We start from the raw sequence: 23097 nt of genomic DNA, 5'->3' as shown, positions 1-23097 counted from the left end.
TTCCTCCCTGATTACTGCACCTTGCCGACAGCGGCCCCATCTTGCCCCTCGGGCCTCAGGCTGTCACTGAAGGAGTCTAAAGGCAGGGGAGGGGCGTGGGGCTGCGGATGAGGGGGAGCTCTCACCAAGGTTTGGTGCGTACGTTGTACGGCTCCGAGTCGCCTCGCACTCCGCGGCCGGCCCGCCGAGGGGCCTCGGGCCCGGTCACCGCACGTTCGGCAGGACCGGCCGCAGACCGTTCCACCGGGCGATCTCGCACCCGTTCGTCCGCCGGAACGAGGCGTCGACGTGGCGGCCGTGCCAGGTGCCGGTGACCCGGGCGGTGGCTTCCCCGCCGAACTGCTGCGTACACATCGCGTCCCGGGGAACCGGCGCGAAGGGGTCTGCCCCCTCCCCCTCCAGCTGATCCAGCCGCTCGCACGCCTGCGCCGCGACCGGGTGGCTTCCCCTGGCCGGCCCGCACTCCAGCTCGTACCTGCCGTCTGCCTCCGGGTTCCCCGACCCGGCGACGACCACGGTGAGCCGCGTCCCCGCGCCGTCGTCCTGGAGGAGCGGCAGGGACAGCGGCAGCGGCAGGGGCCCGGACGCGGCGGTGGCGGCGGGCGCGGCGGCGGACAGCGCGGCGAGGGACGCGACAGCGGTGAGAGCGAGACGGCGCATCATGGCGGACTCCTGTGGCGGAAGAACCTGCGGGGGCGGCGCCCCCGCCCTGCCTAACGCGCGACGCGCCCCGGCGTTGCGCACGGCAACCGCTTTGCCCTCGCGGCCGACCGCCTAGTACCGTAGGCCGCGATTGGTGGCGCGGCGTGCAGCTGTGTCATCATCTGCACGCACCACTCGCGCTCGCGCGGGCGTTGCGGATGGAGGCGTCGCCTAGTCCGGTCTATGGCGCCGCACTGCTAATGCGGTTTGGGGCTTACACCCCATCGAGGGTTCAAATCCCTCCGCCTCCGCACCACACCGAAGCCCCGGTCCCCAGGACCGGGGCTTCGGTCGTTCCTCGGCATCTGCCCAGCTCAGGCCGGGTGCGCCTAATGGATTTCGCGTCCCGGCGCAGGTCATGTAATGTTGTTCTCGCAACGCCGACGGGGCAGAAAAAACCCCGGAAGCACAAGCACTCGTAGCTTAACGGATAGAGCATCTGACTACGGATCAGAAGGTTGCAGGTTCGAATCCTGCCGAGTGCACAGCAGGTGAGAGGCCCCGGAGAAATCCGGGGCCTCTTGCGTATGCGGTCCGCGTGAGATCGTCGGGGCCGTGATCGAGTCCTGGGTGATTGACGATGACGGTTCCCGTTCCCTTTCGAGCGAGGCCGTTTCTCCGGCCCTGCGGGCCAGGGCGGACGGCGGGCAACTGGAGACGTGGTTGCGCAGCTCGCGCGGGCGGTTGCTGGCCTTCGTGACCAATGGCGAACGGGCCATGGTGATGTTGCTCGACGGGGAGGGCGATCCCGGGGAGCACGCCGTTGACCCCGGGGCCGACGGGGAGAGCGACGGGTTCGTCCTGGCCAACGGCCAGGACGATGAGTACCCGGACCAGGACACCGTGCCCCTCGCGGAGGGGCTTCTGATCGTGGAGTGCGTCGTGGGGACGGGGACCTGGCCGGCTGATGCGCGGTGGGTTGTTGATCGGTGAGCCACAGGTGAGGCTCGCGCGCGTACCGTGGCTGCGTGGCGAACGATGATCTGGGGCGGACTCTGCGGCGGTTGCGGCGGCTGGCCTCGGTGACGCCGGAAGAGCTGGCCGAGCGGGCGGATGTGTCCGTTGACGTGATTCGGCAGCTTGAGCAGGGGCGGAAGCAGTCGGCACGCCTTCCTACGTTGCACGCGCTCGCGAACGGTCTGGGCGTGGAGCTCACGACGCTTCTCGGGGATCCGCCTGCTGTTGCGTCCTCGGGGGAGAACGACGGGCCGCGGTTCGTGGCGGTGCGTCGCGCCATCATGCCCGCGCTCTGGGGGCCGGAGCCGGAGCCGCCCGGGGACGGCTTCTCGATGGATCGGCTGCGTGAGCGGATCGCGGAGGGGTGGACGCAGTACCACTCCGCCGAGTTCGACGCCGTCATGACGGTTCTGCCAGAGCTCATTTCTGATGCGCGTGCGGCCACTGCTTCATCCGATGGGGAGGTGCGACGGGCCGGCTTCGGCGTACTGGGCAAGGCGCTTCAGCTTGCCGGGCATGTTGCTGTGCGGATGGGGAAGACCGATCTTGCTCTCATTAGTTTGGAGCGCGCGATAGAGGCGGCCGGGCAGTCGGCCGATCCGCTGCTCGTGCCGATGATCGTCAACTCCACGGCGTGGACGTACCAGCGGCAGGGCCGTCTGGAGGACGCACTGGGCATTGTGCTGCGTACCGCTGACGAGATGGTCAGCGCGGGGCGACTCGACACCGTGGACGGGCTGAAGGTGTGGGGAGCGCTGGCCATGAGCGCTGCCACGTCCGCCGCACGGAGCGGGGACTACGACCGTGCGGCGGCGATGATGGGGGCGGCGGAGAAGGAGGCTGCGCGCGTCGCCAAGCTGCCTGAGGGTGGTGACAACCGGATGGTCAGCGTCTTCAGCCCGTCCTCCGTGCGGATTGAGCGTGTTCGCCTGGCCGTTCAGTACGGGCACCCGCAGGATGCCCTGGCTCTGGCCAAGGGGATGGCTGAGCAAGGACACGCCGCCGTCCTGGCGGACGTGGCTGCTTCTGGACGTGGCACGGGCGCGCACGGACACCGGAGACGCGGCCGGAGCCGTAAAGACTCTCGAATCCCTGCGCCGGGTGGCACCGACGTGGATGCAGCACCACACCCTGGCCGTGGCCATCGTGCGGGATCTTTGGTCCCTGCCCAACCACCCGGCAGGGCTGCGGCCGTTGGCCGAGTTTCTTGGGGTCTGCGCTTAGCGTCCTGAAAGTAGGACGCAGCGCCCCTGTAACCCCTTCTCGCATGTCGCTTACATGAGCGGACAGTGCCCCGGCGGCCGTGCGACCGGCCCCGGGGCTCGGCCGATCTGAAAGAGCAGACCGACATGCCGCAAGCTACAGCGCAGGCCCGCCCCCTCGGGCATCCCGGGTACAGCCAGACGATGCCGCGCAAGCCGGAGAGCGCCGCTGCCGCCAGACGTTTCACCGATACCGCCCTGTCCTGCTGGGGCTTGGAGGAGTTGGCCGACGACTGCGCCCTGATCGTGAGCGAACTCGTCGCCAACTCCGTGAGGTACGCCCGCCGGGACTTCATCGTGATCCCCGAGGCTGCGCCGGAGGCCCCCGGTGAGGCTGCTGAGGACGAGTAGTTTCGATGCGCCGACGCCCGTTACTTCTTGCGCTTCAGTGCTTCCCGTACGGCTGTTGGGTCTGTGCCGTCCATGAGGTTGACCGCCTGGTCGACGAGCCAGGTGTCGTCATCGGGGACGAGGCGGAGGGCTGTGTGGGCGTACATGTCGTTGCCTATGGGGCCGATGGTCACCCGTATGCCGGTGCCTGCGGGATGGGAGCCGTAGGGGGGGAGGTCGATCGGCTTGCCCGTGCTGATCCGCATGCCCTCAGTGCTGCCGATCCGGCGGGTGGTTATGAGGTCGACGCACTCCGCGATCGTGGGGGCGTGCTGGGCTCGGCGCCAGCGTTCGGTGGTGGACTCGCACACCGTTTTGTAGTCCTGGTCCAGGCCGGCCTGCTGGTAATTGCGCGCGGCCTGGACCGCGGTGGTAGTGCGGTCCTCGTCGGGGGCGTCGTCGCAGGCCGTCAGCGGCAGGAGCGCCGCCCCTATGAGTGCTCCTGCCAGCCGAACGGTCCTCGCAGCCATGTTTGTCCCCGTCCCCCTGTGTTTACGGGGGATTACAGCACAGCCCGCATCCCTCACTGCTCCGTGGTCGCCACCCGGGCCGTTGCGGGCTGCGGGGTGGACACCGCCACTGGGCGGCGGCGGGTCGGCATGCCGGTCGTCGGGTTGGCCACGCCCCAGGCGGCGCCCTTGCAGACCAGTTCCTTGTAGATGGCGGCGATACGGCCCGTCAGCGCTGCCTTGACCGCGCGGTCGTCGGCGGTGACGTACTGGATGAGGCCGTCCTTGCGGCCCAGCGAGATGCACTGGTTGAAGTAGCGCAGCGGGGTGGACGGGATCTTGGTGCCGGCGAGGCGGGCCGCGAGGGCGTCGGCCGCCTGCCAGGCGGTGGGGACGCCCGAGGCGCAGGACATGCGCAGCGGCTTGTCGCCGGGGCCCGCGACGAGGGCCGCGTCCCCGATCGCGTACACATCGGGGTGCGAGACCGAGCGCATGGTCGCGTCGACCACGATCTGGCCGGTCCCCGAGGTCTCCAGGGCGGTGGCCGCCGCGAGCGGGTGGACGGCGAAGCCGGTCGTCCAGACGGTGACCGCCGCCTGGTACGAGGTGCCCTCGGCCGTGGTGGCGTAACCGGCCCCGACCTCCGCGACGGCGGTGTTCTCGTGGACGGTGATCCCGAGCCGGTCGAAGACCTTGCGGACGTGCGCGCGGCCGCTGGGCGAGAGCCAGTCGCCGAGGCCGCCGCGCGCGGCGAGGGCGATGTCGAGGTCCGGGCGGGCCTCCGCGAACTCGGTCGCCGCTTCGAGGCCGGTCAGTCCGCCGCCGACGATCAGCACGGACTGGCCGGGTGCGAGGGTGGCCAGCCGTTCGCGCAGCCGGAGCGCGCCGGGGCGGCTCGCGATCTCGTGGGCGTGTTCGGCGGTCCCGGGGACGCCCTGGGTGTTCCAGGCGCTGCCGAGGGCGTAGACGAGGGAGTCGTACGTCAGCTCCTCCTCGCCGTCCGCGCTGCTGACGGTGACCGCCTTGCGGTCGACGTCCACGGCGGTCACCCGGCCGACCTTCAGCTCCACGCCCGTACCGGCGAACATCTCGGCGAACGGGCGGGGCTTGAGGTCCTGGCCGGCCGCGAGCTGGTGCATGCGGACGCGCTCCACGAAGTCGGGCTCCGCGTTGACGAGGGTGACGCTGACGTCCTCGCGGCGCAGCCGCTTGGCGACGCGGCCCGCCGCGATGGCTCCGGCGTATCCGGCTCCGAGGACGATGATGCGGTGCTGCTGCATGTGCCTGCTCCTGTCTCGCGCGGGTTCGCCCCTGCGGGGTGGTTTCTCGACCCTTGAACCGGGTAGCCCGCGCTTTCCTGACAGGAGTGTGGTGTGACCTGCGTCACTGAGTGCTCAGAAGGCCGTGAGCAGCGGCTTTCCGTGTTCCATCGCGGCCCACTGCCGGGTCGCGCGTTCCAGCTTGTCCGGGTTGACCTGGTTGCGGAACGAAGCGATTCCCTCCGGGGTGACCTCCACGCACATGACGCCGATGACGCGTTCGCCGACGACCGCCAGGACGGCGGTGGCGCCGTTCGCGTACGACATGTGCAGTTCCACGGAACCGCCGGTCATCGCGGTCTTCGCCTTGCCCGGCTTGAGCAGGCCGCGCATGAACGTCGCGACGGCCTTCGCGCCCTCGAATGCCTTGGCGCGCGCGGGCACCTTCCCGCCGCCGTCGCCGATGGAGATCGCGTCGGAGGTCAGCAGCTCCACGAGCGGTTCGGTACGGCCGCCCGCGGCGGCGAGCAGGAACTCCTCGATGACCCGGCGGGCGGCGGCCTCGTCCACCTCGGTGCGCGTCCGGCCGTCGGCGATGTGCTTCTTCGCCCGGTGGTAGACCTGCTGCACGGCGGATTCGCTCAGGTCCAGGATCTCCGCGATCTCCCGGTGCGGATAGCCGAACGCCTCGCGCAGCACGTACACGGCCCGCTCGCCGGGCGTCAGCCGCTCCATGAGCGTGAGCACGGCGTACGAGACGGACTCGCGCTGTTCCACCGTGTCGGCGGGGCCGAGCATCGGGTCCCCGGCGAGCAGCGGTTCGGGCAGCCAGGCGCCCACGTACGTCTCGCGGCGGGCGCGGGCGGAGGTGAGCTGGTTGAGGCAGAGGTTGGTGAGGACCTTCGTCAACCACGCCTCGGGGACCTCGATCCTCCCGGTGTCGGCGGCCTGCCAGCGCAGGTAGGTGTCCTGCACGGCGTCCTCGGCCTCGCTCGCCGAGCCCAGGAGGCGGTAGGCGATGGCCTCCAGCCGGGGCCTGGCCGCCTCGAACCGGTCCACGTCCTGCACGGTCGTCATGCCCGGAATCGTAGCCCCGGCCCCGTTGTCAGTGCCCGCCCGTACGCTGCGGACATGGACTGGCAGTGCACCGGCCTCCGCTGGCCCGAGGGCTCCGACGGCCCCGCGCTGGGCTGGCGCAAGGGGACGCGGACGAGGACGAGCGCCCTGGCGTACGGAACGGAGTTCGGCTTCCGGGCGTCCGGCGAGCGGCGCTGCTCCGGGGCCCGGGGCAACGCCTGCCCGCTGGGTGCCGTGGTCCCGGCGGGCTCCACGGGCGGCCGCTGCCCGGAGTGCGGGCGGCTCGACCGGGCGCATTCGGTGGCCGCCGACACGATCCCGGACGACCCCCGCACGTACCGGGTGTACCTCGCGTGGTTCGGGCCCGGCATGGTGAAGGTCGGGATCACCGGCGAGGAGCGGGGCGCGGCGCGGCTGCGGGAGCAGGGGGCGGTGGTCTTCAGCTGGCTGGGCCGGGGGCCCTTGATGGCGGCGCGCCGGGCCGAGGAGGTGCTGCGGGTGGCCCTCGGGGTCCCGGACCGCATTCCGTACGCCCGCAAGCGGGAGGTGCGGGCGGCCCTCCCGGACCCGGCGGAGCGGGCGGGCGAGCTTGCGGAGCTGTACGGGAAGGCGGCGGCCCTGGAGGGCGGCGGCCGGCCGGAGGCGCTGGAGCGGCTGCCGTTCGCGGCGGTGGACCACGCGGGGGTGTTCGGGCTGGGGGCGATGGCGGGGACCGGCCCCGGTGCGATACCCCGGTCCGGGCCGGTCCGTGCGGTGGCCGGTCTGGTGGACGGGGGCGCGGTGGCGGGGAGGCTCGTCGCGGCGGCGGGACCGGACCTCCACCTGGACGCGGGCCCGCAGGGCCTCGTCATCGTGGACACCCGGCTGATGACCGGCTGGGCGCTGACGGCGGCCGGGGCGGGCACGGCCGGGGTGAGCGTGCCGGCCGTCGTGGTGGGGGGTGGGGCAGCGCAGGACGGGCTGTTCTGAGATGGTCGCCCGTATGGGTGACGATCACGACGACGTGGTGCGGTTCCGGCAGCGGCTCGGGCTGCCCGGGCTCATCGACGTACACACGCATTTCATGCCGGAGCGGGTCCTGCGCAAGGTGTGGGCGTACTTCGACTCGGCGGGCCCGCTGACCGGTCTGGAGTGGCCGATCGCCTACCGGCACGAGGAGGCGGAACGGCTGGCGGTGCTCCGCTCGTTCGGGGTCCTCCGCTTCACGTCGATGCTGTACCCGCACAAGCCGGGGATGGCGGCCTGGCTGAACGACTGGGCGGCCGGTTTCGCCGCGCGGACGCCGGACTGCCTGCACACCGCGACGTTCTTCCCCGAACCGGACGCCGGGCGCTATGTGCGGGAGGCCGTGGAGGCGGGGGCCCGGGTCTTCAAGGCGCACCTCCAGGTCGGCGCGTACGACCCGAACGACCCGCTGCTCGACCCCGTGTGGGGGCTGCTCGCGGAGGCGGGCATCCCGGTCGTGACGCACTGCGGCTCGGGCCCCGCCCCCGGCAAGCACACCGGCCCCGGTCCCATCGGCCGCGTCCTCGCCCGCCATCCCCGGCTGCCGCTGATCGTGGCGCACATGGGGATGCCGGAGTACGCGGAGTTCCTGACGCTGGCGGAGGCGTATCCGGAGGTCAGGCTCGACACGACGATGGCGTTCACGGACTTCGTCGAGGAGTTCAGCCCGTTCCCCACGGCGGAGCTCGGCCGCCTCGCGGCCCTCGGCGACCGCGTGCTGCTGGGCACGGACTTCCCGAACATCCCGTACCCGTACGCCCACCAACTGCACGCCCTGGAGCGTCTGGACCTGGGTGACGACTGGCTGCGGGCGGTCTGCCACGACAACGCGAAGGCGCTGTTCGGCGTCTGAGGTCCCGGCGCGGCTTTCTCAGGGAATTCACAGAAACGGAAAAGAACTCTCTCAGAGCCGTCCCGGAGGCTGGCGTCATGACGACGACGACCTCGCCCCAGGGGCGTACCGAACTGCTCAGGCCGGACCGCACCCCCGTGCGGGTGCTGGTCGTGGACGACGAGGCTTCGCTCACGGAGCTGTTGTCGATGGCGCTTCGTTACGAGGGCTGGGAGGTGCGCAGCGCGGGCGACGGTGCGGCCGCCGTGCGTACGGCCCGCGCGTTCCGGCCCGATGTGGTGATCCTCGACGTGATGCTGCCCGACATGGACGGGCTCGCCGTCCTCGGCAGGCTTCGGCGGGAACTGTCCGACGTGCCGGTGCTGTTCCTGACCGCGCGGGACTCCGTGGAGGACCGGATCGCCGGGCTCACGGCGGGCGGCGACGACTACGTCACCAAGCCGTTCAGCCTGGAGGAGGTCGTGGCCCGGCTGCGCGGGCTGATCCGGCGCTCGGGGACGGCGGCGGCGGCGCGCGGCGAGTCGCAGCTCGTCGTGGGCGATCTGATGCTGGACGAGGACAGCCACGAGGTGAGCCGGGGCGGGAAGAACATCCACCTGACGGCGACCGAGTTCGAGCTGCTGCGGTTCCTGATGCGCAACCCGCGCCGGGTGCTCAGCAAGGCGCAGATCCTGGACCGGGTCTGGAACTACGACTTCGGCGGCCAGGCCAACGTGGTCGAGCTGTACATCTCCTACCTGCGCAAGAAGATCGACGCGGGCCGCTCGCCCATGATCCACACCCGGCGCGGGGCGGGGTACCTGATCAAGCCCGGTGAGTAGCGCGATGCGACGGCCGTGGACCCTGCGCACCCGCCTGGTGGTCTCGGCGGTGACCCTGATCGCCGTCGTCGCCGCCGTGATCGGCTCGGTGACCGCGATCGCGTTCCACAGTTACATGTACGGGAAACTCGACGACCAGCTGCGGGACATAGCGGTCCGGGCCGAGCGGGTGCCGGGTGTTCCCTCGCCCGAGGGCCCGAAAACCTCCCCGGAGCGTGATCCGCTCGGTTTCATCGGCATGGGCGGCCAGCCGCTGGAGACGTTCGGCGCGTTGGTCGAGCGGGGGGAGATCACGGACTCGGCCGTCGTGAAGGACGGCGGGTTCGACGCCGGTGAGAACACCGAACCGCTGACCGACGCGCAGCGGGACGCGGTGACGGAGGCCGGTGTCACGGCGGACGACCATGCGCACGACGTCGAGCTGCCCGGCCTGGGCGGCTACCGGGTGCGGGCGGTGCCGACGGACGACGGCGGCACGGTCCTCGTCGGCATTCCCACCAGTGAGGTGAGCCGTGCGCTGGGCACCCTGATCCTGGTGGAGGTCTGCGTGACCGGTGCGGGGCTCGTCGCGGCGGGGATCGCGGGCGCGGCGATGGTCGGTGTGGCGCTGCGGCCGTTGCGCCGGGTGGCGGCGACCGCGACCCGGGTCTCCGAACTTCCGCTGCACAGCGGCGAGGTGGCCCTCTTCGAGCGGGTCCCGGACGCGGAGGCGGATCCGCGCACGGAGGTCGGCCAGGTCGGCGCGGCGCTCAACCGGATGCTGGGGCACGTCGGTTCGGCCCTGGACGCGCGGCAGCGAAGTGAGACACGGGTGCGCCAGTTCGTCGCGGACGCGAGTCACGAGCTGCGGACGCCGCTGGCCTCGATACGCGGCTACGCCGAACTCACCCGGCGCGGCAGGGAGGACCCCGGTCCGGACACCCGGCACGCGCTCGGCCGCATCGAGTCGGAGGCGCAGCGGATGACGGGCATGGTCGAGGACCTGCTCCTGCTCGCCCGCCTGGACGCGGGCCGCCCGCTCTCGTACGAGAGCACCGATCTCTCGCCGCTCGTCGTGGACGCGGTGAGCGATGCCCGCGCGGCGGACCGCGCCGAGCCCGCCCGCCGGTGGCGCCTGGAGCTGCCGGACGCCCCGGCGACGGTCCGCGCCGACCCGACCCGCATCCACCAGGTCCTGGTCAACCTCCTGGCCAACGCCCGTACCCACACCCCGCCGGGCACCACGGTCACCGCCCGCGTCCTGGCCGGAACCGGCGACCCCTGGGTCACCGTGGAGATCCGGGACGACGGTCCCGGCATCCCCCCTGACCTCCTCCCCCACGTCTTCGAACGCTTCGCCCGGGGCGACGCCTCCCGTTCCCGCAACGCCGGTTCGACGGGCCTCGGCCTGGCGATCGTCCAAGCGGTGGTGACGGCCCACGGCGGCGCGGTGGAGGTGCGTTCGGTGCCGGGGGAGACGGTGTTCGCGGTCCGGCTGCCCGCGGAGCGGACGGCTGCGGACGGTCGCCGGACCCCGGTGTCAGCTCCGGGCCGCCGCCTGACGGATGTCGGCCTTCGCCGGAGCGCCGGGTGAGAAGACCGCGGCGGCGATCCGGAGTTCGGGCGGCAGGGCGGTCCACAGCTCTTCGAGAAGGCCGTCGCGGTCGCCAGCGGCGACGCGGACCTCGGCGAACGGATCGCCGGTCCTGATCCCGTCGCTGTCCGAGCGGTAGGTCGTCATGAGCACCCCTTCGGCGGGCTCCAGGCCGCCGACCTCCAAGGTCAGCCGGTCGGTGGCCGTGCGCTTCCCGCCGCTGTGCCGTGCGGCGCCGAACCAGGCCCGTCCGCCCGGACCGCCGTCGGCGACGACGGTCAGCCGGGGGGTGAAGATCGGCGGGTCGGGTTCGTAGTCCAGTCCGTCCAGGGCCAGAGCGGGTACCTCTCCGGAGTCGAGCCGGCCGGCGACCGCGGCGACCTGCTCGCCGTTGCCGTAGACGAGCCACCGGCCGCTCCGGCGGGCGGCGACGTAGTGGCGCAGGTGGTCGTGTGCGCCCGGCTCCGACGGGGCGACGATCAGCGTTCCGTCCGCGGCGCTGTGGAGGGTGCGGGCCTGGGAGGCGGGGCTGCGCCCGGTGAGGAAGTAGGCGCCGAGCGTGTCGCCGTCGCCGGTCCTGCACCACAGGACCCCGCGCCCGGGATAGCGGTTGCCCGTCAGTATGTTGGTCAAACCGTTCACTGCGCTCAATTCCCCGTCCGTCCATGGCGTACCCGCGTCGCGCGAGGCTGTCCACGGCATCCAAGCGAAAGAGCCGCCGACGGCGGAGGGAAGACCGGATAGTGGTCGTGGACCCGAGGAGGGCGCGTGGCCAGGGTGGTGGATCTCGTCTGTTATCCCGTCAAGGGATGCGCGGGTACGTCGATGAGCGAGGCGGTCCTGACACCTGCGGGCCTCGCGCACGACCGGAGCTTCATGGTCATCAGCGAGGACGGGGTCTTCCGCACACAGCGCCGGCATCCCCGCCTCGCCCTGATCCGGCCCACTGTCGGCCCCGACGGTGCCCGCCTCGTCCTCGGTGCGGACGGTCACGGCTCGGTGGGCCTCGATGTGACGACGTCCGGGCCGCGCCGGGAGGTCGATCTGTTCGGCGCGATGTTCCGGGGCATCGATCAGGGGGAAGACGCCGCCGGCTGGCTCTCGGAGGTCCTCGGCACCCCCAGCCGTCTCGTCCGGGTGCCGCCGGAGCACGACCGGATCGCCGAGGGCCTGGTCTCCGGACCGTCCGGCTACGCCGACAGCAGCGCCGTGCACCTGCTCTCCGTCGCCTCCCTCGACCTCCTCAACCGGCGGATGGCCGAGCGGGGCGCCCCGCCGCTGCCGATGGACCGGTTCCGCCCGAACATCGTGGTCGACGGCGGCTGGGCGGGCGAACCGCACGCAGAGGACCGGGCGCGCCGCGTCGGCATCGGTGACGCCGAGCTGGGTTACGCGAAGCTCGCCGTGCGCTGTGCCGTCACCCTGGTCGCGCAGGAGGCAGGCGTGCGGCGGGGTCCGGAGCCCTTGCGCACCCTCGCCGGATACCGGCGGGCGGCGAGCGGGGGCGTCGTGTTCGGCGCCAAGTTCTCCGTGATCGCGCCGGGGAAGCTGTCGGCCGGCGACGAGGTGGCCGTCACGGAGTGGGGCGACGCCGAGCTCTGAGCGCGGGAGCCCCGGACCACTCACATCTGGGCCACAGCCTCAGCACATGGCCGTGACAGCGGGGTTGGCGACTGTCGATGGCATGCGAACAGAGACTCCTTGGAGCACCTTGCCGGCCCGGGACCACCTCCTCGCCGGCGTGGGCGGTGCGGCGGGTGCGCCCGTGCTCGATGTGGTGGTACCCGTCTACAACGAGGAGAAGGACCTCGAACCGTGCGTGCTGCGGCTGCACGAGCACCTGGCCCGCACTTTCCCGTACGCCTTCCGGATCACCGTCGCCGACAACGCCAGTACCGACCGGACGCCCGAGGTGGCGGAGCGGCTGGCGCGGTCGCTGCCGGGGGTGCGCTCCTTCCGGCTGGAGGAGAAGGGGCGCGGGAGGGCGCTGCGTACCGTCTGGACCCACTCGGACGCGCCGGTCCTCGCGTACATGGACGTCGATCTGTCCACCGACCTCAACGCACTGCTCCCGCTGGTGGCGCCGCTCATCTCCGGGCACTCCGACCTCGCCATCGGATCGCGGCTCGCGCGCAGTTCGCGGGTGGTGCGGGGGACGAAGCGGGAGTTCATCTCGCGGGCGTACAACATCATCCTGCGTTCGTCGCTGGCCGCGCGGTTCAGTGACGCGCAGTGCGGGTTCAAGGCGATCCGGCGGGAGGTCGCGCAGCGGCTGCTGCCGATGGTGGAGGACACCGGCTGGTTCTTCGACACCGAGATGCTGGTGCTCGCCGAACGGGCCGGGCTGCGCATCCACGAGGTGCCCGTCGACTGGGTGGACGACCCCGACTCCACGGTCCACATCGTCCGGACCGCCACCGATGACCTGAAGGGCGTGTGGCGGGTGGGGCGGGCGCTGGCCGTCGGCGCGCTGCCGCTGGACCGGCTTGCGCGGCCCTTCGGGGACGATCCGCGCGACCGGGCGATCGGCGGGGTGCCGGGCGGGCTGGCCCGTCAGCTCGTCGGGTTCTGCGTCGTGGGCGCCCTGTCCACGCTGTTCTACCTGGCGCTGTACTCCCTCTTCCGGCTCGGCGCCGGTCCCCAGCTCGCCAACGGGGCCGCGCTGCTCGTCTCGGCCGTCGCGAACACCGCCGCCAACCGGAGGCTCACCTTCGGGGTACGCGGCCGGGGCGGCGCGGTCCGTCACCAGGCGCAGGGCCTCGTGGTCTTCGCCATCGGGCTCGCCCTGACCAGCGGTTCGCTGGCGGCCCTGGGCGCGGCCTCCGGCTCGCCCTCCCACAGCACCGAACTCGCGGTGCTCATCGCGGCGAACCTCGCGGCGACGGTGCTGCGCTTCCTGCTGTTCCGCGCCTGGGTCTTCCCGGACCGGGAGCGGGGAAACCCGGTGACGGCTGCCGCACCGGCCGCGCCCTTCCCGGCCGCAGGCCCGGGAAACCCGGTGCACCCCGTCACGCCCCCCGCCGCCGTTCCCGCACCCCCCACCGCCGAAACCGTCTCCGACCCGAGGAACGTCCGATGACCACGCTCGACCCCGCCTACGCTCCGGCCGCCCGGCCGGACACGCCCCCGGGGCACGCAAGGCCCGGTGCCTCCCTGCCCCGCCGGATCTGGCGCGGCCGGTCCGAGGACGCGCCCTGGGTGCGCCCCGCCTTCCTGGCCCTGTTGCTCGTCATCGCGCTGGCGTACTTCTGGAACCTCAGCGCCTCCGGCTACGCCAACTCCTTCTACTCCGCCGCCGTGCAGGCCGGAAGCCGCAGCTGGAAGGCGTTCTTCTTCGGCTCGCTCGACGCGGCCAACGCCATCACCGTCGACAAGCCGCCGGCCACCCTGTGGCCCATGGCCCTGTCGGTGCGGGTCTTCGGCCTCAGCTCCTGGGCGATCCTCGCCCCGCAGGTGGTGATGGCCGCCGCGACGGCCGGGGTGCTGTACGCGGCCGTGCGCCGCCGGTTCAGTGCCGCCGCCGGGCTCATCACCATGGCGGTGTTCGCGCTGACGCCCGTCGCCGCGCTGATGTTCCGCTTCAACAACCCGGACGCGCTGCTGGCGCTGCTGATGACGGTCACCGTCTACTGCGTGCTGCGCGCGATGGAGAAGGGCCGCACGAAGTGGCTGGTGTGGGCGGGCGTCGCGGTGGGAATCGCGTTCCTGTCGAAGACCCTCCAGGCGTTCCTGATCCTGCCGCCGCTGGCCGTGCTGTACGCGGTGTTCGCGCCGGTCCCCGTACGCAGGAGGTTCGGCCAGCTCGGTCTGTCCGCGCTCGCCATGGTCGTCGCGGGCGGCTGGTGGGTGGTGGCCGTCGAACTGTGGCCCGCCTCCTCACGCCCGTACATCGGCGGTTCGCAGAACAACTCGTTCCTTGAGCTGACCTTCGGCTACAACGGGCTCGGCCGGATCAACGGCGAGGAGACCGGCAGCGTCGGCGGCGGAGGCGGCCGGGGCGGCGGCGGTCAGTGGGGCGAGACCGGCATCGGCCGGATGTTCAACTCCGAGGTGGGCGCCCAGATCTCCTGGCTGCTGCCCGCCGCTCTGATCCTGCTCGTCGCCGGGATCTGGCTGACCTGGCGCGCGAAGCGCACCGACACCGCGCGGGCGGCGTTCCTCGCCTGGGGCAGTTCGCTGCTGATGACGGCCGCCGTGTTCAGCTTCATGGCCGGGATCTTCCACCAGTACTACACGGTGGCCCTGGCGCCCTATCTGGCCGCGCTGATCGGCATGGGAGTCACGGTCCTGTGGGAGGAGCGGGCCCGCTGGTGGGCGGGCGCCGCGCTGGCCGCGACCGTCGCGATGACGGCGTACTGGGCGTACGTGCTCCTCGGCCGCACCCCGGACTACCTGCCGTGGCTGCGGACGGCGGTGCTCGTCACCGGCCTCGTGGCGGCGGTGGGGTTGCTGCTCGCGGCCCGGCTGGGCCGCCAACTGGTCCTCGTCGCGGTCGTTCTGGGCTTCGCCGCGTCGCTCGCCGGGCCGGCCGCGTACACCGTGAGCACCCTGAACACGGGCCACCAGGGCTCCATCGTCACCGCAGGCCCGTCCTCGGGCGGCATGGGCGGCCCCGGCGGTGGTGGTCGAGGCGGCGGCCCGGGTGGCGGTGGCGGCGGGATGCCCCCGGGCCAGGGCGGCACGAACCAGCAGGGCACGAACCAGCAGGGCACCGGCATGGGCCAGCCCCCCACCGGCACCCCGCCCGGCCAGGGGACGGGTCAGGGCACAGGCCGGAACCAGGCCCAACCCCCCACCCAGAACGGCCGACGCGGCACCCCGCCCGCCATGGGCGAACGCGGCGGAGCCGGCGGCATGGGCGGCCTCCTCAACGGCGCGTCCGTCGGCTCCGAGGCCAAGGCGCTCCTGGAGAAGAACGCCGACGACTACACCTGGGCCGCGGCGGCCATCGGCTCCCAGAACGCCGCCAGCTACCAACTCGCCACCGAGAAGCCCGTCATGGCCATCGGCGGCTTCAACGGAAGCGACCCGTCCCCGACGCTCGCGCAGTTCAAGAAGTACGTCGAGGACGGCCGCATCCACTACTTCGTCTCGGGCGGTGGCATGGGCGGAGGCGGCATGGGCGGCAGCGGAAGCGGCACCGCCTCGCAGATCTCCTCCTGGGTGGAGAAGAACTTCAAGGAGGTGACGGCGGGCAGCGCCACCTTCTACGACCTCACCCAGCCGACGACGGACAGCTGAACCGCAGAACTCAGCGCCGCAGCAACAGATCGGCCACGACAGGGCGGTGGTCCGAGGCGATCGTCTCCTCGGCCACCGCCGCGCCGCGTACCCGCACGGTGTCCTTCGAAACCGCCACATAGTCGATCCGCTGCACCGGATTCAGCGCCGGGTAGGTCGGCCCGCCGGGCTCGATGTCGGTGAGCTCCTTCCACAGCGGCGCCAGCTCCGGAGCGGTGGGCGGCGCGTTGAAGTCGCCGAGCAGGATCTGCCGCACCGGACGCCGCTCGTGCGCCTGGTCCTGAGCCATGATCCGCCGGGTGTCCGCGACCTGGGCGACACGGACGGACGGGTCGGCCCGGTAGTCGAGATGCGTCGCGTACACATGGACGGGCAGCCCGCGCACCTTCAGCACCACCTCGCCGAAGCCGGGCGCGGGCGCCGGGACCGGGTTCGGGTCCTGCGTGGAGAGCCGGGTCAGATCGTGGTTCTCGGCGCTCACGATCCGGTACCGGGACAGCACGGCGACGCCGAACTCCCGCCGGGGACCGCCCTCCTCCACCGGATCGAGGCTGTAGATCGGCGCGAAGGAGACGTGCATCCGCAGCCGCCTGCCCAGCTCCGCCGCCAGGTCCCGCCACTCGCTCCGGTCGCCCCAGCGGACGTCCACCTCCTGGAGCCCGATCACATCCGCGTCCAGGGCGCGCAGCGCGGCCACCTGCCGGTCGAGATCGAAGACGTTGTCCATGCCGGCCCCGGCATGGATGTTGTACGTGGCGACGCGCAGCGGGACCGACTGCCCGGGCGCCCGCCCGTGCCCCGCCGCCGTCGCGGGAGGCGCGAGCGCGGCCCCCAACAACCCTGCGGCCACCAGGACTTCCACCGTACGACGACGCAGTGACATATCACTCCAGCTTCCGGGGCAGGTCGTATCCGATGCGGCGACCGGCACCGTACCCACGAGAAGACACTTGTACGCCCCACCCACCGCGATCCCGCGCCGCCCGGCCGCGACCGCGGCATAGCATCGGGCGGGACCTGCCGGACCGTAAGCCTCCGTTTCGTGGGCAGGCGGTATGCGGCCGGTCCGTCCGTCCCGCCGGCGAGACGAGGGAGTGCGCCATGGTGTCCGCGGCCGACCGCGTGAAGAACCCTGTCCGGTCCAGCGTGTGGCTGGAGACCAGGCAGCCCGCGCGGTCCCGCCGGGCGGCCCAGCCGGCCGGGCTCGACCGGGAGCGGATCACCGCGGCCTCGGTCCGGCTGCTGGACGCCGAGGGCCTGGCGAAGTTCTCCATGCGCCGGCTGGCCGCCGAGCTGAACGTGACCGCCATGTCCCTGTACTGGTACGTGGACACCAAGGATGACCTGCTGGAACTGGCCCTCGACGCGGTCTACAGCGAGATCGCGCCGCCGCCCGCCGACGCCCCCTGGCAGGACCGGCTGCGCGCGGTCGCGGCGGCGTACCGGGGGCTGCTGGTGCGGCACGTCTGGGTCTCGCCGCTCGCGGGCCGCTTCCTCAACCTCGGCCCGCACGCGCTGCTGGTGACCCGCACCGTGCGGGACGTCATCCGCGCGACCGGGCTGCCCCCGGAGAGCCACGGCGGGGCGCTGGCGGCGGTCTTCCAGTTCGTGTACGGATTCGGCACGGCCGAGGGCCGGTTCGCGCGGCGCAGCGCGGAGGCGGGGCTCAGTCAGGACGAGTACGTCCGGCAGGCGAGGGCGGCGATCCAGGAGCAGCCCCGGCTCGACGGCTTCGTGGAGGATTCGCCGGGCCTGATGGCGGCGCGCGGCGGGGCCTCCGTGGAGGAGATCCGCGAGCGCGACTTCGCCGTCGCGCTGGACCTGCTGATCGCGGGGATCGACGCGATGCGGGAGCGCACCCGCTGAGGGCTCAGTAGCCGCGCCCCGTGTCCACCCCGAGCGCCGGGGCCCGTCCCTCCGCCACCTCCCGCAGGCACGCCGCGAAGTCCGTGACGATGTCCTCGTCCGCCGTGATCCCCGCGGAGTGCGAGGTGACGACCGTACGCGGCAGCCGCCAGCACGCGTCCCCGGGCGCCGCCGGCTCGTCAGCCAGTACATCGAGCACCGCCCGCCCCACCGCCCCGGAGCGCAATGCCCCCTCCAGCGCCCCCAGATCCACCGTCGCGCCCCGCCCCACATTGAGGAACGTCGCCCCGCCCATCGCCGCGAACCGGTCCGCCCCGAAGTAGCCCGTGGTCCCCCCGGTCAGCGGGAGCGCGGCGACCACCCAGCGGGCGGCCACCGGTTCGTCCGCCGGGACCACCGCGTCGAAGCCGGGCGGCACCGGGCGCGGGGTGCGGGCGGCGGCCACGGTCCGGATGCCACAGGCCCGGAGCAGCGTGGCGACGGCGGACCCGATGCGGCCGATTCCGTGCACCACGGCGGTCTGTCCGGCGACGAGTTCGGAGTCGATGCGCCGCCACTCGGCGCGGGCGTGCTGGGCGGCGAACTCCGGGACCGACTGGCACTCCGCGAGCACCCAGCCCAGCACGTACTGCGCGATCCGCTCACCCATCCGGCCGACGGTCCGGGTCAGCAGCACACCGTCCGGCCAGGGCCCGGGACGCAGCAGGGCGTCCGTACCCGCGTTGACGCTGTGGAACCAGATCAGGTCCGCCCCGCGCACCGCGTCGGGCAGCGAGGCGCCCACGTACACGAAGGGGCCCTCACCGGGGCCTCGTTCGACGGGCCGCCCGGTGGCCGCCGCCAGCCCGCGCACGGCGGCCTCGCCGACCTCGGGCCCGGCGACGATCCGGGCCCGGTCGAGCAGGGCGGGGGAGATCACGGGGCGAGGTGGGCCGGGAAGCCGCCGGTGGCGACGGGGCCCCAGCGCTCCGGGGTGATCCGGATGATCGACTTGCCCTGCTTCACCATCGCCGCCCGGTACTCGTCCCAGTCCGGGTGCTCGCCGGAGATGTTCCGGAAGTACTCGACCAGCGGCTCGACCGAGTCCGGCGCGTCGATGACCTCGGCCGAGCCGTCGATCTGGACCCAGGGCCCGTTCCAGTCGTTGGACAGGACGATCACGCTGACCCGTGCGTCGCGCTTGGCGTTACGGGTCTTGGCGCGCTCGGGGTACGTGGAGACCACGATCCGGCCCGCGTCGTCCACGCCGCAGGTGAGCGGGGAGCCCTGGGGGCGGCCGTCGGCCCGGGTGGTCAGCAGGATCGCCCGGTGCCGGGGCCGTACGAAGTCCAGCAGGGCGTCGAGTTCCACGGCGGTGTTCGTTGCGATGTTGGGTGCCATGGAACCGACCCTACGGCGGAGGGCTGTCAGACGGCGGGCAGGGAATCGCCCTGCACGGCCTGGATGTCGAGCTCGACGCGGAGCGTGGTGCCGATCGCCGCGATGCCCGCCTGGACCACCTGGTTGTAGTTCATGGCGAAGTCCTCGCGGCGCAGTTCGGCGGTCGCGCTGAACGCCGCGCGCACCCCGCCCCACGGGTCGGGGCCGGTGCCGAGGTAGCTCAGGTCGAGGTCGACGGGCCGCGTCACGCCGCGCATCGTCAGCTCGCCGTGCACGGTCCAGCGGTCGGGGCCGGCCGGGGTCAGCCCGCCGGAGCGGTAGGTGATCTCCGGGAACCGGTCGGTGTCCAGGAAGTCGGGGGAGCGCAGGTGCTTGTCCCGCATGCCGTTGCCGGTGTCGATGCTCGACGCGTCGATGACCGCCTCGACCCGGGAGCTCTGGACGTCCTCGGAGATCTCGATGCGCCCGCCGAACGCGGTGAACCGGCCGTGCACGCTGGAGATCCCCAGGTGCTGGGCGACCGCGCCCACCGAGGAGTGCGCCGGGTCCAGCGACCAGGCGCCCGGCGGCGGCAGCTCCACACCGCCCTGGCGGCTGAGCACCACCGTGCCCGCCTCGACCGTGCCGCTCGCCGTGACGAGGGCGGTGGAGGCCGCGGGGGCGTACCCGACGGCCGTCACGATCACCGTGTACGCGCCCGCGGACAGCGGGGTGTCGGCCCGTACCGCCCCGGCCTCGTCTGCGGCGGCGCGCAGTACCTGGGTGCCGGTCATGTCGGTGACCGTCACGACCGCGTGCTGCACGGCCCAGCCGTCCCGCGTCCGTACCTGTGCGCGAAGTCCCATCCCGTTCTCTCTCCTTGCTCATGACCCGTCGTCCGTCCACCGGACCGGGTCATTCAATGAGTCGGGCCCCGGGGCGGGGACGGCAGGCCGTCCCCTGCCTGCCGTCCCCGCCGCCGGGGCCCATTTCCACCGGCCGGTGCGGCGCCTCCGCTCGAAAAGCGCTGCCCCCGCCAGGGGTCTTGTACGGGCCCGGGATCCACCCCGGACCGCGTGGGTTACTCGCCCGGGTGGACGAGCTCGATGTCGTGGCCGTCGACCCCGTGACCGGCCACCGTCAGGGCACCGGCCACCGGCGGGTAGCCGGTCGCGATGACCGTGTACTCGCCCGCGTCCAGGTCGGCGAAGGCGTACGCCCCGTCCTCCCCGGTGGTCGAGTTGGCGATCACGTTGCCGGCCGCGTCGACCAGCGTGACCCGGGCGTCGGGCAGCGGGCGGCGGCTCGCACCGGCCCGCACGACGCCCTGGACCAGCGCACCGGCCCGGAGCGCGACGTCGACCCGGGTGACGCCCTGGCCGCCGATCTCGACCGGCAGGGCCAGCGGGCGGAAGCCGGCCGCGTTGACCGCGACGGTCACCGCGCCGGGGACCAGCTCGCCGAAGGCGAAGTCGCCCGTCTCGGCGGACTTGCCGGTGGCCAGGACGTCGCCGCGCACATCGGTCACGATGACCATGGCGTCCGCGACCGGCGTGCCGGTCTCGGCGGCGCGCACGGTGCCGGCCAGGCCGCTCGTCCCCGCGAGGAGGATGTCGTACGCCAGCGGCTCGTCGCCGACGACCACGGTGGACGCCTGCGGCTGGAAGCCGTCGGCGGACGCGATCAGGACGTACGAACCGGCGCCCGGGGCGGCCAGCGCGTAGCTCCCGTCGGCCTGCGCCGCGGCGATGCCCAGCTGCCGGCCGCCGAGCGAGATCAGCGTGACGGCAGCCCGGGCCACGGGCGCGCCCTCGGCACCCCGGACCACACCGCTGACGGGGGTGCCGCCCTTGGCGAAGTCCACGGGGGCCTCGGCCTCGGCGACCGGGGCCGCCTCGGTGGTGTCGACGGCGGTGACTCCGGCGGCGCCCTCGGCGACCGCCTCGGTGACGGTGTCGGCGGGGGCCTCGGCGGGCGCGTCGGCCTGCGCCGGGGCGTCGCCGCCGGCCCGGGTCCTGAGCGCGACCTCCTTGATGAAGATCGTGATCAGGAAGGCGAGCAGCGCGGCCGGAGCGGCGTACAGGAAGACGTCACCGACGCCGTGCCCGTAGGCGGCCTCCATGACCGTGCGGAACGGGGCGGGCAGCTTGTCCAGGTCGGGGATGCCCCCGCCGCCGGTGCCGCCGTGGCCCAGGGCCGCGCCCTGCGGACCGAGGTCCGCGAGGCCGTCCTTGACGTAGTGGGTGACGCGGTTCGCCATGACGGCGCCCAGCGCCGAGACGCCGATCGCACCACCGAGGGAACGGAAGAAGGTGACGACGGAGCTGGCCGAACCGAGGTCCTTCGGGTCCACCTGGTTCTGCGTGGCGAGCACCAGGTTCTGCATCATCATGCCGATGCCGAGACCCATGACGAACATGAAGACCGCGATGTGCCAGTACGTCGTGTCGTAGCGGATCGTGCCGAGCAGGCCGAGACCGGCGGTGACCAGGAAGCCACCGCTGACCAGCCAGACCTTCCAGCGGCCGGTCTTGGTGATGATCTGGCCGGAGATGGTCGAGGAGAGGAACAGACCACCGATCATCGGGATGGTCATCACACCGGACATCGTCGGCGACTTGCCGCGCGCCAGCTGGAAGTACTGGCTGAAGAAGACGGTGCCGGCGAACATCGCGATACCGACGAACAGCGAGGCGAGCGAGGCGAGCGTGATGGTCCGGTTGCGGAAGAGCCGCAGCGGGATGATCGGCTCGCTGGCGCGGGACTCGGTGAAGACGAAGAGCAGCGCGAGGACCAGGGAGCCCGCGAGCATCACGCCGGTCTGCCAGGACATCCAGTCGTACTTGTCGCCCGCGAAGGTGACCCACAGGAGGAGCAGCGAGACGGCGGCGCTGATGAAGAAGGCGCCGGTCCAGTCGACCTTGACCTCGCGCTTGACGACCGGGAGCTTCAGGGTCTTCTGGAGCACGATGAGGGCGATGACCGCGAACGGCACACCCACGTAGAAGCACCAGCGCCAGCCCATCCAGCTGGTGTCGGTGATGACGCCACCGAGCAGCGGGCCGCCGACGGTGGCGACGGCGAAGACCGCGCCGATGTAGCCGCTGTAACGGCCGCGCTCGCGCGGGGCGATCATGGCGGCCATGACGATCTGGGCGAGGGCGGAGAGACCGCCGACGCCGATGCCCTGCACCACACGGCAGGCGATGAGCATGCCCGAGCTGGTCGAGAGTCCGGCGACGACCGAGCCCGCGACGTAGATGATCAGGGCTATCTGGACCAGCAGCTTCTTGCTGAACAGGTCGGACAGCTTGCCCCACAGGGGGGTGGTCGCGGTCATCGCCAGCAGCGAGGCGGTGACGACCCAGGTGTAGGCGCTCTGCCCGCCGCCCAGGTCGGAGATGATCTCCGGCAGGGCGTTGGAGACGACGGTGGACGACAGAATCGCGACGAACATGCCGAGCAGCAGCCCGGCAAGTGCCTCCATGATCTGCCGGTGTGTCATCGGCGTGCCGTCGGAGGCGTCGTGGCCCCCGTGCTTGGCGTGGCCGCCCCGCACACCGGTTGGTGTGGTCGTAGCCATGTAAGTCCTTGTCTTTGCTTCTGTTACGCGGGTGTACGGGTGTACGAGCCGTCGTGGCCGTCGGCCTGACGGGAGCGGCACTCGCCGCTGTGCTTCCCGGAGGCGCACCCTCCGGTGCCGCGACAGGAGAAGCTGTCGCGCAGCCGGGCCAGCAACGTGTTGAGCTGTCCGACCTCGTCGTCGGACCAATCCTGAAGATGGCAGGCGAACATCTCGGTCGACCGGCGGTAGAGGTCCTCCAGCACCCCTTCCCCCGCGGGGGTCAGCCGCAGGATGCGGGAGCGCTTGTCCGCCGGGTCCGGGAACCGTTCGATCCAGCCCCGTTCCGCCACGTGGGCGACGTGCCGGCTGGTCACCGACATGTCGACCGCGAGGAGCTCGGCCAGCCGGCTGATCCGCATCTCCCCGTGCCGGCTCAGCAGAGTCAGCACGGCGGCGGAGCCACCGGGGCATTCGGCGGGCAGGATGCGGGCGAGACCTCGCTTGACGGCCCCGATGGCGCTCAGCTGCCGGGCCAGTTCTTCGTACTGACTCCGTGCGGCCACGGGACCCCCAGACAATCTCACCGGTCATCTTGTTGCTTAGGGCAACCATAGAAGCCGTTGGTTGCTGCAGGCAAACGAAAAGGGGCTTGCGGGAGTAAAGGAACGCAAAAGGCTGCGCCTGGTCCTGGTCAAACCCGCAGTGTCTGCGGTAGAGG

Annotated in this window: 21 protein-coding genes, 2 tRNA genes and 1 pseudogene; 13 read left to right on the top strand and 11 right to left on the bottom strand. The window is 72.2% G+C overall.

All coding sequences use genetic code 11. From position 1 onward, the window contains the following. Window positions 1–204: 204 nt before the first annotated feature. Window positions 205–663 carry an SSI family serine proteinase inhibitor gene (locus AMK18_RS20100; protein WP_018101812.1) on the bottom strand — a complete coding sequence of 153 codons (459 nt, stop codon included), beginning with the start codon at window positions 661–663 and terminating at the stop codon, window positions 205–207. A 199-nt stretch (window positions 664–862) separates the two neighbouring features. On the opposite strand from AMK18_RS20100, the gene AMK18_RS20095 reads away from it, so the two are divergent. The 5 genes and pseudogenes from AMK18_RS20095 to AMK18_RS35270 all read left to right on the top strand — a co-directional run bounded on the left by AMK18_RS20095 (window position 863) and on the right by AMK18_RS35270 (window position 3272). Beyond that, a tRNA-Ser gene (locus AMK18_RS20095) sits at window positions 863–953 on the top strand. A 161-nt stretch (window positions 954–1114) separates the two neighbouring features. Next, window positions 1115–1187, top strand: a tRNA-Arg gene (locus AMK18_RS20090). A 70-nt stretch (window positions 1188–1257) separates the two neighbouring features. Then, window positions 1258–1635 (top strand): hypothetical protein, encoded by a 378-nt coding sequence (locus AMK18_RS20085; protein ID WP_018101811.1) that lies wholly within the window; start codon window positions 1258–1260, stop codon window positions 1633–1635. Window positions 1636–1670: 35 nt separating this feature from the next. Then, window positions 1671–2883 (top strand): annotated as a pseudogene (locus AMK18_RS20080) (helix-turn-helix domain-containing protein). 125 nt (window positions 2884–3008) lie between these two features. Further along, complete coding sequence (locus AMK18_RS35270; RefSeq protein WP_338014066.1) at window positions 3009–3272, top strand: ATP-binding protein; 264 nt, start codon at window positions 3009–3011, stop codon at window positions 3270–3272. 20 nt (window positions 3273–3292) lie between these two features. On the opposite strand, the gene AMK18_RS20070 is transcribed toward AMK18_RS35270, so the two are convergent. The 3 genes from AMK18_RS20070 to sigJ form a co-directional block, all read right to left on the bottom strand. Continuing rightward, window positions 3293–3781, bottom strand: a complete 489-nt coding sequence (locus AMK18_RS20070) for a hypothetical protein (RefSeq protein WP_073863814.1) — start codon at window positions 3779–3781, stop codon at window positions 3293–3295. A 53-nt stretch (window positions 3782–3834) separates the two neighbouring features. Beyond that, window positions 3835–5040 (bottom strand): NAD(P)/FAD-dependent oxidoreductase, encoded by a 1206-nt coding sequence (locus AMK18_RS20065; protein WP_073863813.1) that lies wholly within the window; start codon window positions 5038–5040, stop codon window positions 3835–3837. 114 nt (window positions 5041–5154) lie between these two features. After that, entirely contained in the window at window positions 5155–6096 is a 942-nt protein-coding gene (sigJ, locus tag AMK18_RS20060; RefSeq protein ID WP_073863812.1) for an RNA polymerase sigma factor SigJ, read from the bottom strand. Window positions 6097–6150: 54 nt separating this feature from the next. Here sigJ and AMK18_RS20055 point away from each other — a divergent pair, with 54 nt between their 5' ends. From AMK18_RS20055 to AMK18_RS20040, 4 genes are all read left to right on the top strand, one after another. After that, window positions 6151–7065 (top strand): DUF2797 domain-containing protein, encoded by a 915-nt coding sequence (locus AMK18_RS20055; RefSeq protein WP_073863811.1) that lies wholly within the window; start codon window positions 6151–6153, stop codon window positions 7063–7065. A 13-nt stretch (window positions 7066–7078) separates the two neighbouring features. Next, window positions 7079–7954, top strand: a complete 876-nt coding sequence (locus tag AMK18_RS20050) for an amidohydrolase family protein (RefSeq protein ID WP_020207281.1) — start codon at window positions 7079–7081, stop codon at window positions 7952–7954. 77 nt (window positions 7955–8031) lie between these two features. Continuing rightward, the gene (locus AMK18_RS20045; RefSeq protein ID WP_073863810.1) at window positions 8032–8775 is read left to right on the top strand and encodes a response regulator transcription factor; all 744 of its coding nucleotides are present in this window, start codon (window positions 8032–8034) and stop codon (window positions 8773–8775) included. Window positions 8776–8779: 4 nt separating this feature from the next. Continuing rightward, window positions 8780–10348 (top strand): sensor histidine kinase, encoded by a 1569-nt coding sequence (locus AMK18_RS20040; RefSeq protein WP_073863809.1) that lies wholly within the window; start codon window positions 8780–8782, stop codon window positions 10346–10348. Here the strand turns inward: AMK18_RS20040 and AMK18_RS20035 are convergent. Further along, on the bottom strand, window positions 10295–10990 hold the full coding sequence (locus tag AMK18_RS20035; RefSeq protein ID WP_073863808.1) for an IMP cyclohydrolase: 696 nt from the start codon (window positions 10988–10990) through the stop codon (window positions 10295–10297). The genes AMK18_RS20040 and AMK18_RS20035 overlap by 54 nt on opposite strands. A gap of 126 nt (window positions 10991–11116) precedes the next feature. Here AMK18_RS20035 and AMK18_RS20030 point away from each other — a divergent pair, with 126 nt between their 5' ends. The 3 genes from AMK18_RS20030 (at window position 11117) to AMK18_RS20020 (ending at window position 15589) form a co-directional block, all read left to right on the top strand. Then, on the top strand, window positions 11117–11950 hold the full coding sequence (locus tag AMK18_RS20030) for an MOSC domain-containing protein (RefSeq protein ID WP_073863807.1): 834 nt from the start codon (window positions 11117–11119) through the stop codon (window positions 11948–11950). A gap of 82 nt (window positions 11951–12032) precedes the next feature. Beyond that, entirely contained in the window at window positions 12033–13427 is a 1395-nt protein-coding gene (locus AMK18_RS20025) for a bifunctional glycosyltransferase family 2/GtrA family protein (RefSeq protein ID WP_239079383.1), read from the top strand. Next, window positions 13424–15589, top strand: coding sequence for an ArnT family glycosyltransferase (locus tag AMK18_RS20020; protein ID WP_073863805.1), 2166 nt, complete (start codon window positions 13424–13426; stop codon window positions 15587–15589). Before AMK18_RS20025 ends, AMK18_RS20020 begins: the two co-directional genes overlap by 4 nt. Before the next feature lie 10 nt (window positions 15590–15599). Here the strand turns inward: AMK18_RS20020 and AMK18_RS20015 are convergent, their stop codons facing one another. After that, window positions 15600–16472 (bottom strand): endonuclease/exonuclease/phosphatase family protein, encoded by an 873-nt coding sequence (locus AMK18_RS20015; protein WP_073863804.1) that lies wholly within the window; start codon window positions 16470–16472, stop codon window positions 15600–15602. Between the two features lie 218 nt (window positions 16473–16690). On the opposite strand from AMK18_RS20015, the gene AMK18_RS20010 reads away from it, so the two are divergent. Next, entirely contained in the window at window positions 16691–17455 is a 765-nt protein-coding gene (locus AMK18_RS20010; protein ID WP_073863803.1) for a TetR/AcrR family transcriptional regulator, read from the top strand. 4 nt (window positions 17456–17459) lie between these two features. Here AMK18_RS20010 and AMK18_RS20005 read toward each other — a convergent pair whose 3' ends face one another. The 5 genes from AMK18_RS20005 to AMK18_RS19985 all read right to left on the bottom strand — a co-directional run bounded on the left by AMK18_RS20005 (window position 17460) and on the right by AMK18_RS19985 (window position 22942). Further along, window positions 17460–18374: an NAD(P)-dependent oxidoreductase gene (locus tag AMK18_RS20005; RefSeq protein ID WP_073863802.1), complete on the bottom strand. Its 915-nt coding sequence runs from the start codon at window positions 18372–18374 to the stop codon at window positions 17460–17462. Next, a complete protein-coding gene (locus tag AMK18_RS20000; RefSeq protein WP_073863801.1) occupies window positions 18371–18835 on the bottom strand; it encodes a PPOX class F420-dependent oxidoreductase in 465 nt (154 codons plus the stop codon). The genes AMK18_RS20005 and AMK18_RS20000 overlap by 4 nt, the downstream gene beginning before the upstream one ends. A 26-nt stretch (window positions 18836–18861) precedes the next feature. Further along, the gene (locus AMK18_RS19995; RefSeq protein WP_073863800.1) at window positions 18862–19680 is read right to left on the bottom strand and encodes a YceI family protein; all 819 of its coding nucleotides are present in this window, start codon (window positions 19678–19680) and stop codon (window positions 18862–18864) included. 215 nt (window positions 19681–19895) lie between these two features. Next, complete coding sequence (locus AMK18_RS19990; protein ID WP_073863799.1) at window positions 19896–22397, bottom strand: MFS transporter; 2502 nt, start codon at window positions 22395–22397, stop codon at window positions 19896–19898. A gap of 23 nt (window positions 22398–22420) precedes the next feature. Then, complete coding sequence (locus AMK18_RS19985) at window positions 22421–22942, bottom strand: MarR family winged helix-turn-helix transcriptional regulator (protein WP_018101791.1); 522 nt, start codon at window positions 22940–22942, stop codon at window positions 22421–22423. Window positions 22943–23097: the final 155 nt, after the last annotated feature.

It is taken from the genome of Streptomyces sp. CB01249 (genome assembly GCF_001905735.1).
In the GTDB taxonomy this organism is placed as follows: domain Bacteria; phylum Actinomycetota; class Actinomycetes; order Streptomycetales; family Streptomycetaceae; genus Streptomyces.
The sequence above is the reverse complement of the archived record's forward strand: the minus strand, read 5'-3'. Positions and strand labels throughout refer to the sequence as shown.

Excerpts from the sequence above, each read along its gene's own strand:
- AMK18_RS20020 (WP_073863805.1), top strand. The coding sequence starts at position 13,424 with ATGACCACGCTCGACCCCGCCTACGCTCCGGCCGCCCGGCCGGACACG.
- AMK18_RS20055 (WP_073863811.1), top strand. The coding sequence starts at position 6,151 with ATGGACTGGCAGTGCACCGGCCTCCGCTGGCCCGAGGGCTCCGACGGC.
- AMK18_RS20045 (WP_073863810.1), top strand. The coding sequence starts at position 8,032 with ATGACGACGACGACCTCGCCCCAGGGGCGTACCGAACTGCTCAGGCCG.
- AMK18_RS20015 (WP_073863804.1), bottom strand. The coding sequence starts at position 16,472 with ATGTCACTGCGTCGTCGTACGGTGGAAGTCCTGGTGGCCGCAGGGTTG.
- sigJ (WP_073863812.1), bottom strand. The coding sequence starts at position 6,096 with ATGACGACCGTGCAGGACGTGGACCGGTTCGAGGCGGCCAGGCCCCGG.
- AMK18_RS20040 (WP_073863809.1), top strand. The coding sequence starts at position 8,780 with ATGCGACGGCCGTGGACCCTGCGCACCCGCCTGGTGGTCTCGGCGGTG.
- AMK18_RS20065 (WP_073863813.1), bottom strand. The coding sequence starts at position 5,040 with ATGCAGCAGCACCGCATCATCGTCCTCGGAGCCGGATACGCCGGAGCC.
- AMK18_RS20100 (WP_018101812.1), bottom strand. The coding sequence starts at position 663 with ATGATGCGCCGTCTCGCTCTCACCGCTGTCGCGTCCCTCGCCGCGCTG.
- AMK18_RS20000 (WP_073863801.1), bottom strand. The coding sequence starts at position 18,835 with ATGGCACCCAACATCGCAACGAACACCGCCGTGGAACTCGACGCCCTG.
- AMK18_RS20050 (WP_020207281.1), top strand. The coding sequence starts at position 7,079 with ATGGGTGACGATCACGACGACGTGGTGCGGTTCCGGCAGCGGCTCGGG.
- AMK18_RS19990 (WP_073863799.1), bottom strand. The coding sequence starts at position 22,397 with ATGGCTACGACCACACCAACCGGTGTGCGGGGCGGCCACGCCAAGCAC.
- AMK18_RS20070 (WP_073863814.1), bottom strand. The coding sequence starts at position 3,781 with ATGGCTGCGAGGACCGTTCGGCTGGCAGGAGCACTCATAGGGGCGGCG.
- AMK18_RS35270 (WP_338014066.1), top strand. The coding sequence starts at position 3,009 with ATGCCGCAAGCTACAGCGCAGGCCCGCCCCCTCGGGCATCCCGGGTAC.
- AMK18_RS20010 (WP_073863803.1), top strand. The coding sequence starts at position 16,691 with ATGGTGTCCGCGGCCGACCGCGTGAAGAACCCTGTCCGGTCCAGCGTG.
- AMK18_RS20025 (WP_239079383.1), top strand. The coding sequence starts at position 12,033 with ATGCGAACAGAGACTCCTTGGAGCACCTTGCCGGCCCGGGACCACCTC.
- AMK18_RS19995 (WP_073863800.1), bottom strand. The coding sequence starts at position 19,680 with ATGGGACTTCGCGCACAGGTACGGACGCGGGACGGCTGGGCCGTGCAG.